The sequence below is a fragment of the Rhizobium sp. CB3171 genome (genome assembly GCF_029714265.1).
Taxonomy (GTDB): Bacteria; Pseudomonadota; Alphaproteobacteria; order Rhizobiales; family Rhizobiaceae; genus Rhizobium.
The window spans coordinates 832,005-846,224 of record NZ_CP121653.1 but is presented as its reverse complement, the minus strand read 5'-3'; the positions used below and the strand labels follow the sequence as shown (position 1 = coordinate 846,224).

Genomic DNA, 14,220 nt, shown 5'->3' with positions numbered 1-14,220 from the left:
ACACCTCTCTGTTTCCGACAGCCGATCGTGCCCCGACAGGTCCTTGTCGCTTGCCTCTTACGAGACGCAAACGCCTGAATTTTCCCAATGTTCCGCCGACGACCGCTTGATGATGCGTGGCTCCACAAAAGCGGGAGGAACAAGTGGCCAGTCGCGCAGTTCCTATGGAATGACAAAGACAGGCACGATCCGCATCGGTATTTCGGGCTGGACTTACGCCCCCTGGCGCGGCGTCTTCTATCCGGGGGATGTGGCGCAGAAGCGCGAGTTGGCCTATGCCTCGCGGCAATTCCCTTCCATTGAAATCAACGGTACCTTCTACGGCCTGCAGCGCCCCGACGTCTTTGCAAAGTGGCGTGATGAGACGCCCGACGATTTCGTCTTTGCGGTAAAAGGCTCCCGTTACATCACCCATCTGCGCCGGCTTCGCGATGTCGAAACCCCGCTCGCCAATTTCATCGCCTCCGGGGTGCTACGCCTGGGAGCAAAGCTCGGACCAATCCTCTGGCAGTTTCCAGCGCGACAGCGTTTCGATCCCGATCTCTTTTCCGCTTTCATGAGAATGCTGCCGAAAGAAACAGCCGCTGCAGCGAGGCTTGCCACGCGGCACGACGAACGGCTGAACGGTCGGGACTGGCTGAAAGCCGATGGCGAAAGACCTATCCGCCACGCATTCGAAATCCGCCACGAAAGCTTCGTCGACGCGGATTTCATCGACCTGCTTCGCGAGCATGAAATCGGGCTCGTTTGCGCCGACACGGTTGAGTGGCCGCTGCTGATGGATGTGACGGCCGACTTCGTCTACTGCCGTCTCCACGGCTCCGAAGAGCTTTATGTCAGTGGCTATGACGATAGGGCACTGGATATCTGGGCGCAGAGGATCGATGACTGGGCCCATGGCCGCGAGCCGACAAATGCCAATCGCGTGCTCAAACCGCTGAAGCCGGCGCGCAACGGTCGTGACGTCTATGTTTATTTTGATAACGACGTGAAAGTAAGAGCCCCTGCGGACGCGCAGGCGCTCGCCGCACGGCTTGGCTTGGCAAATCCCGCCGGTGCCAGAAGATACTCAAAATTGGCTGTGGCTTGATTTTAAAGCGATTGGCACTACCGCTGCCTTCGCGTTTCCAAAGCCATCGAAGACCACGCTAGACGAACCATGTCACAACCATTCCAAGAACGGATGCGGCCATAACTGCCGTCGACGCCCAACCGAGCCAGCGCAGCCAGCCGGTAACCATAAACTTTCCCATGATCTGCTGTTTTGCAGTCATCAGCATCATTATTGTCATCACCGGTACGGCTACGACCCCGTTAATGACTGCGCTCCAATAGAGGGCTTCGATGGGATTGACGGGTGTAAACAGTATGCCCATTCCGAAAATACAGGCCATGACCAAGGTCGAATAAAATGCTTTGGCGTGCTTTGGCTTCCTTGAGAGCCCGACCGGCCACTTGCAGGCCTCACCGATGGCGTAGGCGGCCGCGCCAGCAAGGACCGGCACCGCAAGCAAGCCGGTGCCCACTATACCAACGGCGAAGACGATGAAGGCGACATCGCCCGCAATAGGTCGCAAAGCCTCGGCTGCCTGCGCCGAAGATGAGATCGTCGTCGCGCCGCTCTTATGAAGAGTTGCCGCTGTGGTTGCGATGATCGCGAGAGCTATGATGTTTGAAAACGCCATGCCGATCAAAGTATCCGCGCGGATGCGCCTGAGCGCTGCGGGCGCTTCTCTGGGCGCCTCGACTAGTGGATGTTTGTCACGATCGACCTGCTCTTCCTCAACTTCCTGGGACGCCTGCCAGAAGAACAAATAGGGTGAGATCGTCGTACCCAGGATCGCGACGATCGTCGTGAAGAATTCGGCACTCCAGACGATTTTGGGTACGAAAAGGCCTGCCATTGCCTCACCCCAGGATATGTTGACGGCAAATATCGCGGCAACATAGGCAAAGAGGCTCAGCGTCATCCATTTGAGCACTGCGGAATACCGATCATATTCGACAAAAACGCTGGCAATGGCGCAAGCGCTTCCGAAGCCGACGACGTAAAGCGTCTCAGGTCCGCCAACCAAGAGCTTCAAGGCATCGGCCATCACACTGAGGTCGGCCCCGATATTGATCGTGTTCGCTACGAAGAGCAGCCCCACAATGAGGTAAAGCAGCCAGGCGGGGTAGTGCCGGCATACATTTCCTGCAATGCCATGCCCGGTCGTGCGCCCGATCCGCGCGCAAATCTCTTGAATTGCCGACATCAGCGGATATGTCAGCAACATTGTCCACCCGATGCCATATCCAAGTTGGGCGCCGGCCTGGCTGTATGTTCCTATCCCAGAGGGATCATCGTCGGAAGCACCGGTGATAAAGCCCGGCCCAAGTATCCTGAGAAATCGCCGAAAGGGGCCGTTCGCTACTTTCGCCCGCTGCTGTTCTGTCAACTCGGCCACACATTTACTCCCACTTGTTCAGCGAAGGGCAAATATCTGCGGTCGCGGCAAGGTAGGCCCAAAGAGCACAGCCCCGGTCCCGTCCAAATATGCGCGTAACGCCAGAACAAGATTAGTTGATGTCAGAGAAATCACGGCGAGCATGACGAGAACCGAAGGTTTTACTCTATTCGTTCCAGTCACTTTGCGCTCCGCGATAACTCGCCTGCTCGCCGATCATTAAATCTTCTTCATTGCCGGCCAGAGGTGCGCTAGGAAAAGCAGGAAAAAGCCAAATGGTTCCATCTAGTATTCTCGAGATCGAACGTTTCTCAAAAAAACCGAAATCATAACACCTGCCATAATTCTTGCCCCATGACAGAACAGCACTCTTAAAGCTATACCTTGCCTCCCGCTGAACTAAAACAGCATATTTTTAAGTATTTCCTTCAAAAATTACAATATTCATCGCAGCAATACCATGTGCTGATTGGCATCATGGCTCATTATTCAGACCCTATCGACGGATTGAACGCTTCTGAGGAACTTTCCCCTCCGATGACGGTTAGGACTCCATACGATCAACGGAGGTTATGATGAAAAGGATTCTCGTTGCCATAAGCGCGGCACTCTTCGCATCTGGAACAGCATTTGCTCAGAGCACGACGGTGGTTGTTCCCGGAGAGGTTAGGACGTATGTAACGGAACAAGAAGTTCCATCGGTCACTTATGATGGCGACATCGTAGTCGGCAGCGAATTGCCAAGTTCGGTGGAAGTACACACCATTCCCAGCAACAGCGACTACGCCTATACGGTCGTCAACAAGAAGCGTGTGATCGTCAGCCAAAAGACTCACAAGATTATCGAAATCGTGAAATAGCCGAGGCCGAACGCCCTCCCTTGTGGGGCGCCCCAAAATTACGCGCACCCTGGTGCGCGTAATTTTAGTTTTGAGTGAGTTCCTGCCCGGCGGTCAAGCGCCAGAGGCTTTACCTGGCGCCCCGTGAGCCGGACCTTCTTCCTTGACGTCACGCGGCGTGGGCGTAGTGATCGCGCCGTGGTCGGGGTCCTTTACGTCCTGTCCCCTCGATCCGTCGGCGCCTGTCGCAAGTTCACGATCGCGGCTCTCCCGCCTGATGTCTCGCAAGGTCGTTGCTTCTTCGATCAGGGCGGTCAGTTCCTCTTCGGAAAGCTCTGAGAGATCAAAGGTCTTGGTCATAACAGTCTCCTGAATGGTCCGGTTTGTTCAGTGGCGAAAGGAAATCCCCCACACCCTCAATCGCGAGGATGCGGCGCCGCGATCAAGGCCGGCAGAGGAGCATCCTTGCAATATCACCGAGAGCCGCTCCTACAGGATCGGCGTGCCTCCCGTCACGGCGACCGTAGTCCCTGAGACGTAGCTCGATAGCGGATCGGCTAGCATGACGTAGGTCGTAGCAAGCTCGGCGGGCTGGCCGGGCCGCTTCATTGGCACCTGCTTCCCGAAATTCTCGACCGCCTCCTTGGGCATGGTCGATGGAATGAGCGGCGTCCAGATCGGGCCGGGCGCCACGGCATTGGCGCGAATTCCCTTCTCAGCAAGCAATTGCGCGAGACCCGCGGTAAAATTCTGGATGGCGCCCTTGGTCGTGGCATAGGCAAGCAAGGTGGGATTGGGGCTGTCCGAATTGATCGAGGCGGTATTGATGATGGCACTTCCCGGTTTCATATGCGGGACGGCGGCCTTGGTCAGATAAAACATGGCGTGAATATTGACCTTGAAGGTCAGTTCCCATTCCTGGTCGCTGATATCACCGATGTCGTGAAAGCTCGCCTGGTGGGCAGCATTGTTGACGAGAATATCGATCCCGCCGAGCTGCGCGACCGCCTTGTCCACGATTGCCCGGCAATGCTGCGGATCCTGGATGTCGCCGGGAACGAGAACGGCCTTGTGTCCCGCGTCTTCCACCCAGCGCCGGGTCTCCTCGGCGTCGTCGTCTTCATCCAGATAGGCAATGAGAACATCGGCACCTTCACGGGCAAAGGCGATTGCAACGGCACGGCCAATGCCGCTATCGCCGCCGGTGATGATCGCCTTCTTGCCGGTAAGCCGGCCCGATCCTCGGTAAGACTTTTCGCCATGATCCGGTACCGGCCGCATGGCCGCGGTATGGCCAGGCATCGGCTGCTGTTGCGATGGGAACGGGGGCGTGGGATGGGTGGCCATGGCTTCCTCCTTGGTATCGGTGGGCTCCCATTCTCAACCACGTGCCTCGCGCTTGGTTCCCGAAAAGAGCAAAATCAGCAAGGAGCCGATGAAGATGACGCCACCATTTTCAAGGAACCTTCCCGCCCCGCTGCAGTTCTGAACTGGCACCAATATTCCAGTCGACGGAGGCATCTCCGCCTTCACCGGACAACCCGCACAGGGATAGCGAGGTCATTGCCATGAATTTCAAACAGATCAACGAAACGGACGGTCAGCGCACCTATATTGTCGTGCTCGATGCGAAGGAAGAAGCCTTCTCCACCCTCAGCAACTTCGCCACCACCTATGAAATGACCGCCGCCTCGGTCACCGCCATCGGCGCCTTCGAAAAGGCGACCGTCGGCTGGTTTGATTTCTCCGGCCGAAGCTACCGCAAGATTCCGGTCGAGGAGCAATGCGAAGTCCTGAGCCTTCTCGGCGATATCGCAACCGGCGACGACGGCAAGGCGAGCCTGCACCTTCACGCCGTTCTCGGCCTACAAGACGGCTCCACGCGCGGCGGTCACTTCATCGACGGTATCGTACATCCCACTTTGGAAGTGACCATCATCGAGACCCCCGCCTACCTGCGCCGCCGGCATCACAAGGATCTCGGAATCTCCCTCATCGAACTCTGAGCCAACAACTTTGTGCGCCGTCGCGGACGCCCGCCTTGGATAGAGGGCATCGACGTGCATAGAGCGGATCGAGTTCATTCAGACATAGAGCGGGCAAACCATAAAATCAGTTAACCGCCAATCATCAGCTTGACGACCTCCTCATGCGTCGTTTCGCTGATCTTGCGCTCTCCGGCAACGATACCGCGGCGAAGGACGACGATGCGGTCGGAGACGGCGAAAATATCTTGTAGATTGTGCGAGATGAAAATGACGCCGCGGCCCTGTGCCTTCAGTGATTTGATCAAGGCCACCACCTTACGCTGTTCCGGCACGCCGAGCGCTGCGGTCGGCTCGTCCATGATCAGGATGCGAGCGTTCCAGTAGACCGCGCGCCCGATCGCCACCGCCTGGCGCTGGCCGCCGGAGAAGTTGCTGACCGGCGCATCGAGCCGTTTCACATGGAAATCGAGCTGCGCCATCGTGGCCCGCGCGGCCTCGGCCATGGCCTTCCGATCGATCACGGGAAGGAAGCCGAAGAGCTTCTTCATCGGTTCGCGCCCAAGGAAGATGTTGGAGCCGATCGTCAGATTGTCGGCAAGCGCCAAATCCTGATAGATCGTCTCGATGCCCTTTTCCCGCGCATCCTGTGGGGAGGAGAAGGTGACGGGCTTTCCTTCAATCAAGATCTCGCCGGCGGTCGGCGGATAAACGCCCGAGATCGTCTTGATCATCGTCGTTTTGCCCGCGCCATTGTCTCCCGCGAGCGCCACAACCTCGCCGGGGTGGACCACCATGGAGCAATTGTCCAAGGCCTGGACTGCGCCGAAGTAACGCGACAGGTTCCGGACTTCGAGAAGAGGCTCTGTGCTATTCATCCTGTTTTGCTCCGCTAAAACGACGCTGCGCCTGGTCGATGAGCACCGAAATGATGATGACGATACCGACGGCGATGAACTGCCAGAACGGCTCGACATTCATGAAAACCAAGCCGTACTGAATGACGGCGATAACCAGCGCCCCTGCAATGGTACCGATGATCGTGCCCGAGCCGCCAAACAGGCTGGCGCCGCCGATGACGACCGCGGCCACGCTGTCGAGCAGCAGCGGCTCGCCGGCCTGGGCAGCACCGGCGGTGAAGCGGGCGGCATAGAGCGCGCCGCCGAGACCGGCACAGACCGCCGACAGCATGTAGAGCCGCAGGAGATGGGATTTTAGATCGATGCCGGCCCGCCTTGCTGCCTGCGCATTGGCGCCGATTGCGTAATTGTGCTGGCCAAAGCGGGTCTGGCTCAGCAGGTAATGCATGATCACCACGAAAATCAGCGTGACGATGACGAGATAGGGCACGCCATAGAAACGGCCGTTGCCGAGCTCGGCGAAATTGGAATTTTTAACCGGCACGGTCGTACCGCCGGCGAGAAGAAATGCGGTACCGCGTGCGACGCCGAACATGCCGAGCGTGCCGATGAAGGGCGGAACCTTGAGCCGGGAAATCAAAAGGCCGTTGATGCAGCCGGGCACCGTGGCCGCGAGCATCGCGACGAGTATTCCGAACACCATGGCTATCGGCAGCGGCATGTAAAGCCCGACCATATTGGTGACATGCGCGGCAACGACCGCAGCGAGACCCATGATGAAGCCTGTCGAAAGGTCGATACCTCCGGATATGATGACGAAGGTCTGGCCGATGGCAAGCAGCAGCGGCGCCACGGCAAAAACGGCGACCGATTGCCAGTTGAAGGCTGAGCCGACAAAGGTGCCGCCGAAATCGACCCGCGCCCAGACCTCGAAAATCACGATCAGCGCGGCAAGGAAGAGCCATGCGCGCAACTGGGCGATGCGGTTGACGATGGTTTTTGCTTGATCGCCGTGGTCCGCCTCCGGCGCTACATGCTGGTCCGCCTGGCGGGCCTCGATATTGTCGATGCTCATGAATCAACCCGAACTTGAGCGAGAACGCACAGAAGTCGTCACGCCAGTCCCTCTACTATGATCAAAGATGCGCCTCGCCCTTGAGCGAGGCGCCAGACTTCATCCGATCAATCGGAGTAGATAAATTTCGCGACGTTCTTATCGGCGACATTCGATTTGTCGATGACGGTGAAACCGGTACCGATAGCGGTCGGGATCGAGTTGCCGGTCAGATGCGCATAGGCTGCCATCACGCCGAAGTAGCCAATTTCGGCCGGATGCTGGGCAATCGCGAGATCAACGAGGCCGGAATTGATATTGTCGACGATTGTCGTCGGTGCATCAAAGGCGACAACGCGGATTTTGCCTGTCTGGCCCGCCTGCTGCACCCCGTTTGCGGCGCCGAGAGCGGAGAAGAGGTTGGCACCGAACACGCCGTCAAGATCCGAATTACGGGCATAGACGGCCTGGAGCTGCGACGCCGCTTTGTTCGCATCGTCGTCGTTGTATTGTGTTTCCAGAACAGTGATGTTCGGATATTTCTTCATCTCGTCCTTGAACCCTTGCTCGCGCTGGTCCGTCGTCGAGATACCTGGCTTGACGTTTGAAACGTAGACCTTGCCTTTTTCGTTGACGGCCTTTGCAAGTGCGCGCGCAGCAATGGCCCCACCGAGCAGGTTGTCCGAGGCAATGTAAGACAGCGGAAAATCGGCGTCGCCACTGCCCGTTTGATAAACCCCGGTACCGATGAACGTATCGACGGTGATGACCGGGATACCCGCATCGACAGCCTTCTTCAGCGGCTGGACCAACTGATCCTTGTCGGTCGGTGCAATCAGGATCGCATCCGGTTTCTTGGCAATGACGGCATCGAGAACCGGAACCTGTGTGACCGGATTGAAGTCGGATGCGCCCTGGAACATGAGCTGAGCACCCACCGCCTTGGCGGCAGCTTCAGCGCCCTTGCGCATGGTGATATAGAAGGCATCCGTCGTCAGGCCTGGAATAAGTGCAATCGTAAACTTCTTGTCTGCGGCTTTGGTGGTGCCGGCAACAGCCGAAACACCGGTGGCAAGCGTTGCCACAGCGGTGGCCTTAAGAAATGAACGGCGCTCCATAATTTCCTCCTCTTGAAACCAGACCTCCCCTGTCCGGCGCAATGGATAATCAGCGGCTTACAGCGGGCCGTCAAGTAATTTTTTTCTGTAACGAATTTCCACTATCTATTTGAAATAGCTAACCAATCAATGCGATTGGCAAAGCGCCGCACCCTACCGCCGACGGAGTGTCGCGCTGCGGTTTGAAGTCGGGATCTCGCTTTTGTCTGCCGCCTGGGAGGCGGGTATTTTCAAGCCCGGCCGAACACCGTCGAAATCCAGGCCGTTACTTCGTCCATGTCCGGTTCCTTTGTTTGGTCAACTGTCATCGATGGACCACATTCCATGGGTTCGGCACGATCGGCGAGCGCCACCAGTTCCGGGATATAGTCCGCTCCCGGATGGCCGGGCAGCCTGTCTTTTAAGCGATGGGCATAGCGGTCGCCTGCAACGACACCGGGCACCTTGCACCAAAGTTCTGCGACGCGATCGACGCCTGAATCTTTGATGTAGGCTTCGAGCACGGTTTTGGGCTGAAAGCCGAACCATGCGTCGATGATGAACGTGGAGTCGGCCGGAGCCTCGCGAATGGTCGACCAAATCGCCTGGTAGCTCGCCTTTCCGAGTGTCCGATTGAACTCCCGGTCGACGCCGCCAATGTGCTCCAGGAACGGGTTCTTGATGCCGTCGAGGGAAAGGACCGGCCATCCCGTGCGTTGCGACAGCAATTTGGCGAGGCGGCTTTTTCCCGAGGCCGGCACGCCGTTGACCAGCACCACACGCTTTTCGGCACAGCGGAAGGCGTCTGAAAACGTCGCCAGGCCGGCACCGACTATCCCGGCGTCATCTCCGAGTTTGGCCGGCAGGATCGCCGGGCGAAACCATGGCGCCACCGCGGGGAGATCTGCGAGGGCTCGCGTCGCATCGGAACCGAGGCCCCCTCCCAATATGATGATTTCCGGATCCATCGTTGCAGCAATGTTGTCGAGCGCTGTACGCAAAGGCGCCGCCCAGGCGTGTAACACCGCCCTGGCTGTCGCATCTCCGTTTGAGGCCATTTCAAAAACATCGGCAATGGAGACGGCCGATAGACCCGCTTCGTTTATGTGCCGGCGCAGCGCCGTTCCCGAACTGAAGGTTTCCACGCAACCGCGTCTTCCGCACGCGCATTCCGGACCATCGTGCCGGACGCAGATATGGCCCAACTGCCCGGCAGTTCTGTGCCCATGATAGATCCTGCCGTCGTGGGCAACTGCGCCGCCGATCCCCGTTCCGATGGTCAGCATGGCAACGCTTTGAAAACCTCTTGCAGCACCGATACTCATTTCGGCTATGAGCGCCATGCTGCAATCATTTTCGATGACGACCCGCTTGCCGAGACTTGCCTCCAGTTGATCGACGAGGTCCATGCCGGCCAAATTCAAGATGCCGCCGGATAGGACCGAACGATTTGCAATGTCGACACGGCCAGGAATGCCTACGCCGAGCCCAACAACGCCAGCCGTGTCGAGTTCTCTTGCCATCACCTTGACGCGCTCGAAGACCTGCCGGGGGTCGCTCGGTGTCCGCTCCGACAGTTTTTTGAGGATTTCGCCTCGTTTGGAGACGAGAGCCGCACGAATATTCGTGCCGCCAATGTCCACGCCAATGGCTAATTCAGACATCTGCTTTCTGTCCTTGGCCGAAACCTTCAGACTTGACGCCTTTGAAATGTGCCGCGATCACCGCTTGAATTTCGCGAAGCCGCGGAACAGCGACGGTTTCCAATCGGTCCTTCGTGACGGAACGGTCGAGCGAGATGCAGTCTTTCCATAGAGACCGGCCCGCGATGACACCGGATGCGCCGTTGCGCATGGCGTCTTCGACCTGCCGCAAGAACGTCGAATGGTCGACGCCGGCCGACAGCACCGCCCACGGCACGTCCCCCGCCAGCCGCGTGACCTCCGCACAGGCCTCAGCAGTGCCGGGATAGGGAATCTTTAGAACCTTCGATCCGCAGTCCAGGCAAATCTTGCTTCCTCCGACGACGAGCGACGGCAGCTTTGCCTTGTAGGCCGCTTCGTCTTCCTCCTCAAACCTGTATGTCAGGAATTCGACGACCAGCAGCAGGTCTTCGCGCGCGAAGTCCTCGATGCATTGGCGCAGGATTTCGATGTTGTGCCTGTTCGCTTCATCCCGGTCGGCGCGGAGATAAACCATGATCTTGCCGCCGGTGGCACCAAGCTGACGGACGCGACGGGCCGAAATGCCAGGCACCAGCTTGGAAAGGCGATATCCTTCCGGCGAGGTGTCCCAACCCGATGCGTCGAGGCCAATCAGAAGTGCGGTATCGCGCCTGATAATGCGGTCGTCGACCAATGCCGGAACAGCACAGATCGGATCGACGAGAACACAGGATGCCTTGCTTGCAAGAAACATGGCGATATCCGCCTTCGTGTCGCCGAGGGTCTTGTCGGAGATGGCGGCCTGCTCCTGTGGGTCGCTTGCAAGCAGACTGCGCATACCGCCGCGCTGATCGCAGGCGATAACCATCATGGCGCCGTCGTGACCGCAAATCTGCTGGTAACCTCGCATTTCGGCTGTCGTCAATCTCGACATTTGCTCCTCCCTTTAGCCCGTCCCAAACCGGATGCTGAAAGTGCGTGCCACCCCAAATTTCCAAGGGATGGCCGACGAAACATTGAGAGCGCTCGTGAGCCTGCATAATCGTTGCGAAACCGGCCGTTTTGAGCGATAACTCCTCACACGCCGAATGTGTAACACATTGCAGAAAGGAATTTCAATCTGAATTCGTCTCAGTCTCAGGACTCTGCAACGAACCGTGCCTTGCTGCATACGGTTGCGAAGCTGCATTACCAATCCGATATGTCGCAGGTTGATATCGCTAAAAAGCTAGGATTATCAACGGCTACGGTCTCGCGGCTGCTTCAGAAGGCACGCTCGGCCGGGATCGTTCGGATCGAGGTGATCGATCTTTCCCCCTCGGAAGATTTGGGGGCTGCCTTGGTTGACGGCCTGAAACTGCGCAACGCCATCGTGATCGACACACCGTCGTCGAACGTTCTCAGCGCCCTCGCCCCGCCGGTCGGATCAATGTTGCAGCAAGCGGGACTGCGATCGGGCTCAACGCTCGGCATCGGCTGGGGACGGGCTGTTCGCGAAGTTACCTTTGCGGGGTTGCCGCAGTTGCCTGGCATCGCAACCATTGCTCTCAACGGGGGAATGCAGCAGGCGGCTCCGCATTTTCAAATCAACGAGTTTGTGCGGCAGGCCGCAGAGCAAATGGGGGGAATTCCGCATTTTCTGCACGCCCCCTACATTTCATCTTCGGAATTGCGCGATGCTTTCCTCGCCGATCCCACCGTTCAGCAGGTCACGTCGCTGTGGAACAAGCTGGATGCTGCGATCGTCGGCGTCGGCTTAACGCATGTCGCAAGTCCCTCAGAAGCGACCGCGGCTCTCCCGGGAGAAAAAGCCTTAAGTCATGCGGCAGGTGACGTTTTGCGCCATTACGTAACCGAGGCCGGCGAACTCCTTCATTGGGATGGCGAGGAACGCATGATCGCCGCCTCCCCGCAGCAACTGCAACGAATTCCCTTGTGCATTGCGGTTGCCGCAACCCCTGCCAAGGCGCCCGGCATCATCGGGGCGGCACGATCGGGCATGATCAATGCTCTCGTGACAGATGCCAATACGGCGCAGGCCATTCTCGATCGCTTGTCCGCCGCCGATAAATCTTGAGAAAAATCTCTTGTGGTGGTCGACCAGGCAATTTTTGCGTCAATTAATAAAATTTACACACGTAACGTTCTGAGGTTACACAAGACCGGAAAAACTTGCTCGGAACTTACGTTTACCCGTTGCGCCTCTTTTTGCGTCGACGCATCATGGACGGGCATAGCGGTTTGAAAACGGTCGACTTTCGATGAAAAAATTGACACATAAGACGATGGAGGATTTTGCGAAATCCTGCGGCGTCTCCCGCCCAACCCTTTCCAAATATTTTGATGACCCGACAAGCGTGAAGCCGGCGACACGTGCGCTGATCGAAGCCGCACTTCGCGCATCGGACTACCAGCCAAATCTTTACGCACGGAACCTCAATCGAAAGAGGACCCGGAATGTCGGTATTCTCGTTCCGGCGCTGACCGACCCCTTTTACGCCGAAATGGTCAACCGCCTGGAATTGCGATTGCGCGATGAAGGCTATTGGCCAATCGTGTTTTCCTCGCACGGCCTGCAGGAGCTGGAGGCCGAGGCCGTCAGCACGATGCTATCGTTGAAAGTGGCGGGCGCGATCGCCGCGCCACTCGGGCAGAAATCTGATCCGCGCGCCTTTGAAAAACTCACGCAGAATGTTCCCCTTGTCTATTTCGATACCTACATCGAGGGCAACACGCCATTTATCGGCAACAATAACTACCAGAGCGTAGCGACCATCGTGGAATATCTCTGCCGCTCTGGAGAGGCGCCGGTCTATCTCGACATTCCCCACGTCAATCACAATTCCCCGGAGAGATTGGCGAGCTATATTGCCACGATGGAGGCTTCGGGCCAGGAGCCCGTGGTGATCAAGACCATTGCCGCCTATACATGGGATTTCGAGCGCGTCGGCTACGAGCAGATGGATGCGATGCTCAAAGCCAAGAAGCCGTCATTCAAGACCATCCTCTGCGCCAATGACCGTCTTGCCTTTGGTGTGATGGCTGCAGCTTTCGCGCATCGGCTGAAGGTCGGACGCAAGAAGGGCGACGACCTGCGCATAGCGGCCCATGACGACCATCCATTGAGCCGCTACACTTGCCCGCCACTGACGACGATGGCGCAGGATTTTGCCTCCATGACTGCAAACAGCGTCGACACGCTGCTGACGCTTCTCGGCGATACGGGTGCGCCGGCTCGCACGATCGCGGGCAAAGTTAGCCTCGATGGGACGTTGGTCATGCGCCAATCGGCATAAAACGGGGCCGCGGTCTCGCTTAATCGGGAATTCCTTCAAAGCCGCGCCACGCCGCGACTGCGTCCTCCACCGCCTGCCGCGCGGCCGGTATGAATCTTCCCATCGAGACAAAACCGTGAATTTGCCCTGGCCAATGGCGCTGGACCACGTGAACCCCATCCTCCTGCAGCCGCTTGGCATAGGCCATGCCTTCGTCAACGAGAATGTCATGCCCGGCCGTGGCAATGAATGCTGGTGCCGCCCCTGCAACAGTTTCGGCCAGCAGGGGTGAGACCTTCCAATCCACCATATCGACTGCGGTGCGGACATAATGGTCTCGAAACCATTTCATCGTTGCGGCGGTCAAACCGAAGCCTTCACCGTACCGGCGATAGCTTTCCACCGTCTGCGTGGCGTCCGTGTTGGGGTAGATGAGCAGTTGAGCCGCAAGCCGCGGGGCGTCGCCTGAACGCGACATCAACGCCAGCACGGCCGCAAGATTGCCGCCGGCGCTATCGCCGGCCACCGCAATTCGTTCGGGGTCGACACCGATCTCCGCGGCGGCCTGCGCCATGAATGCCAGCGTCGCGGCGCAATCCATCAGTCCGGCGGGAAACTTGTGTTCCGGCGCAAGACGGTAATCCGGGCAGACCACCGTGCATTCGGCGAGGTTGGCAAACCATCGGCAAATCTCGTCGTGAGAGTCGAGATTGCCGATCACCCAGCCGCCGCCATGGAGATAGAGAAGACCCCGCCCCTCCTTGGAAGGCGCTCCGATGCCGCGATAGATGCGAAGGGTGATCGGGCCGTTGGGGCCGCTGATCCCGCGGTCCTCCACCGAAGCAACCGCCTCGCGAGCGCCCTGAAGCGCCGGGCTGCCAGCATTGTAGGCGATACGGGCCTCCAAGGGCGTGCCAGCTTCAAGCGGTCGCAGCTTCGCCGCCTTGCTGACATCGAGAACCCATTGCGCACCTTCGTCAAGGTATTCGGTCACGTCGC

14 protein-coding genes are annotated in these 14,220 nt (G+C 58.2%); 5 read left to right on the top strand and 9 right to left on the bottom strand.

Annotated features, from left to right (window positions below; translation table 11 throughout):
- Positions 1–169: 169 nt before the first annotated feature.
- A complete protein-coding gene (locus QA648_RS23170) occupies positions 170–1,090 on the top strand; it encodes a DUF72 domain-containing protein (protein ID WP_283053853.1) in 921 nt (306 codons plus the stop codon).
- A 58-nt stretch (positions 1,091–1,148) separates the two neighbouring features.
- Here the strand turns inward: QA648_RS23170 and QA648_RS23165 are convergent, their stop codons facing one another.
- Positions 1,149–2,438 (bottom strand): Nramp family divalent metal transporter, encoded by a 1,290-nt coding sequence (locus QA648_RS23165; RefSeq protein WP_283054253.1) that lies wholly within the window; start codon positions 2,436–2,438, stop codon positions 1,149–1,151.
- A gap of 584 nt (positions 2,439–3,022) precedes the next feature.
- Between QA648_RS23165 and QA648_RS23160 the strand changes: the two genes are divergently transcribed.
- Positions 3,023–3,307, top strand: a complete 285-nt coding sequence (locus tag QA648_RS23160) for a DUF1236 domain-containing protein (RefSeq protein WP_283053852.1) — start codon at positions 3,023–3,025, stop codon at positions 3,305–3,307.
- A 93-nt stretch (positions 3,308–3,400) separates the two neighbouring features.
- On the opposite strand, the gene QA648_RS23155 is transcribed toward QA648_RS23160, so the two are convergent.
- Both QA648_RS23155 and QA648_RS23150 read right to left on the bottom strand, forming a co-directional pair.
- The gene (locus QA648_RS23155; protein WP_283053851.1) at positions 3,401–3,646 is read right to left on the bottom strand and encodes a hypothetical protein; all 246 of its coding nucleotides are present in this window, start codon (positions 3,644–3,646) and stop codon (positions 3,401–3,403) included.
- A gap of 129 nt (positions 3,647–3,775) precedes the next feature.
- Complete coding sequence (locus QA648_RS23150; protein ID WP_283053850.1) at positions 3,776–4,633, bottom strand: SDR family oxidoreductase; 858 nt, start codon at positions 4,631–4,633, stop codon at positions 3,776–3,778.
- A 221-nt stretch (positions 4,634–4,854) separates the two neighbouring features.
- Between QA648_RS23150 and QA648_RS23145 the strand changes: the two genes are divergently transcribed.
- Complete coding sequence (locus QA648_RS23145; RefSeq protein WP_283053849.1) at positions 4,855–5,292, top strand: PPC domain-containing DNA-binding protein; 438 nt, start codon at positions 4,855–4,857, stop codon at positions 5,290–5,292.
- A 110-nt stretch (positions 5,293–5,402) separates the two neighbouring features.
- On the opposite strand, the gene QA648_RS23140 is transcribed toward QA648_RS23145, so the two are convergent.
- From QA648_RS23140 to QA648_RS23120, 5 genes are all read right to left on the bottom strand, one after another.
- Complete coding sequence (locus QA648_RS23140; protein WP_283053848.1) at positions 5,403–6,149, bottom strand: ATP-binding cassette domain-containing protein; 747 nt, start codon at positions 6,147–6,149, stop codon at positions 5,403–5,405.
- Entirely contained in the window at positions 6,142–7,206 is a 1,065-nt protein-coding gene (locus QA648_RS23135) for a ribose ABC transporter (protein WP_283053847.1), read from the bottom strand. The genes QA648_RS23140 and QA648_RS23135 overlap by 8 nt, the downstream gene beginning before the upstream one ends.
- A 107-nt stretch (positions 7,207–7,313) precedes the next feature.
- On the bottom strand, positions 7,314–8,303 hold the full coding sequence (locus QA648_RS23130; protein WP_260304022.1) for an ABC transporter substrate-binding protein: 990 nt from the start codon (positions 8,301–8,303) through the stop codon (positions 7,314–7,316).
- A gap of 230 nt (positions 8,304–8,533) precedes the next feature.
- Positions 8,534–9,946 (bottom strand): ROK family protein, encoded by a 1,413-nt coding sequence (locus tag QA648_RS23125; protein WP_283053846.1) that lies wholly within the window; start codon positions 9,944–9,946, stop codon positions 8,534–8,536.
- Positions 9,939–10,880, bottom strand: a complete 942-nt coding sequence (locus tag QA648_RS23120) for a tagatose-bisphosphate aldolase (RefSeq protein ID WP_283053845.1) — start codon at positions 10,878–10,880, stop codon at positions 9,939–9,941. The genes QA648_RS23125 and QA648_RS23120 overlap by 8 nt, the downstream gene beginning before the upstream one ends.
- A 267-nt stretch (positions 10,881–11,147) precedes the next feature.
- Here QA648_RS23120 and QA648_RS23115 point away from each other — a divergent pair, with 267 nt between their 5' ends.
- Entirely contained in the window at positions 11,148–12,023 is an 876-nt protein-coding gene (locus tag QA648_RS23115; RefSeq protein ID WP_245464201.1) for a sugar-binding domain-containing protein, read from the top strand.
- A 184-nt stretch (positions 12,024–12,207) separates the two neighbouring features.
- A complete protein-coding gene (locus tag QA648_RS23110) occupies positions 12,208–13,242 on the top strand; it encodes a LacI family DNA-binding transcriptional regulator (RefSeq protein WP_283053844.1) in 1,035 nt (344 codons plus the stop codon).
- Positions 13,243–13,261: 19 nt separating this feature from the next.
- Here the strand turns inward: QA648_RS23110 and QA648_RS23105 are convergent, their stop codons facing one another.
- Entirely contained in the window at positions 13,262–14,215 is a 954-nt protein-coding gene (locus tag QA648_RS23105) for an alpha/beta hydrolase (RefSeq protein WP_283053843.1), read from the bottom strand.
- Between the last annotated feature and the right edge of the window lie 5 nt (positions 14,216–14,220).

Excerpts from the sequence above, each read along its gene's own strand:
- QA648_RS23125 (WP_283053846.1), bottom strand. The coding sequence starts at position 9,946 with ATGTCTGAATTAGCCATTGGCGTGGACATTGGCGGCACGAATATTCGT.
- QA648_RS23110 (WP_283053844.1), top strand. The coding sequence starts at position 12,208 with ATGAAAAAATTGACACATAAGACGATGGAGGATTTTGCGAAATCCTGC.
- QA648_RS23145 (WP_283053849.1), top strand. The coding sequence starts at position 4,855 with ATGAATTTCAAACAGATCAACGAAACGGACGGTCAGCGCACCTATATT.
- QA648_RS23160 (WP_283053852.1), top strand. The coding sequence starts at position 3,023 with ATGAAAAGGATTCTCGTTGCCATAAGCGCGGCACTCTTCGCATCTGGA.
- QA648_RS23120 (WP_283053845.1), bottom strand. The coding sequence starts at position 10,880 with ATGTCGAGATTGACGACAGCCGAAATGCGAGGTTACCAGCAGATTTGC.
- QA648_RS23130 (WP_260304022.1), bottom strand. The coding sequence starts at position 8,303 with ATGGAGCGCCGTTCATTTCTTAAGGCCACCGCTGTGGCAACGCTTGCC.
- QA648_RS23115 (WP_245464201.1), top strand. The coding sequence starts at position 11,148 with ATGTCGCAGGTTGATATCGCTAAAAAGCTAGGATTATCAACGGCTACG.
- QA648_RS23155 (WP_283053851.1), bottom strand. The coding sequence starts at position 3,646 with ATGACCAAGACCTTTGATCTCTCAGAGCTTTCCGAAGAGGAACTGACC.
- QA648_RS23135 (WP_283053847.1), bottom strand. The coding sequence starts at position 7,206 with ATGAGCATCGACAATATCGAGGCCCGCCAGGCGGACCAGCATGTAGCG.
- QA648_RS23140 (WP_283053848.1), bottom strand. The coding sequence starts at position 6,149 with ATGAATAGCACAGAGCCTCTTCTCGAAGTCCGGAACCTGTCGCGTTAC.
- QA648_RS23170 (WP_283053853.1), top strand. The coding sequence starts at position 170 with ATGACAAAGACAGGCACGATCCGCATCGGTATTTCGGGCTGGACTTAC.
- QA648_RS23150 (WP_283053850.1), bottom strand. The coding sequence starts at position 4,633 with ATGGCCACCCATCCCACGCCCCCGTTCCCATCGCAACAGCAGCCGATG.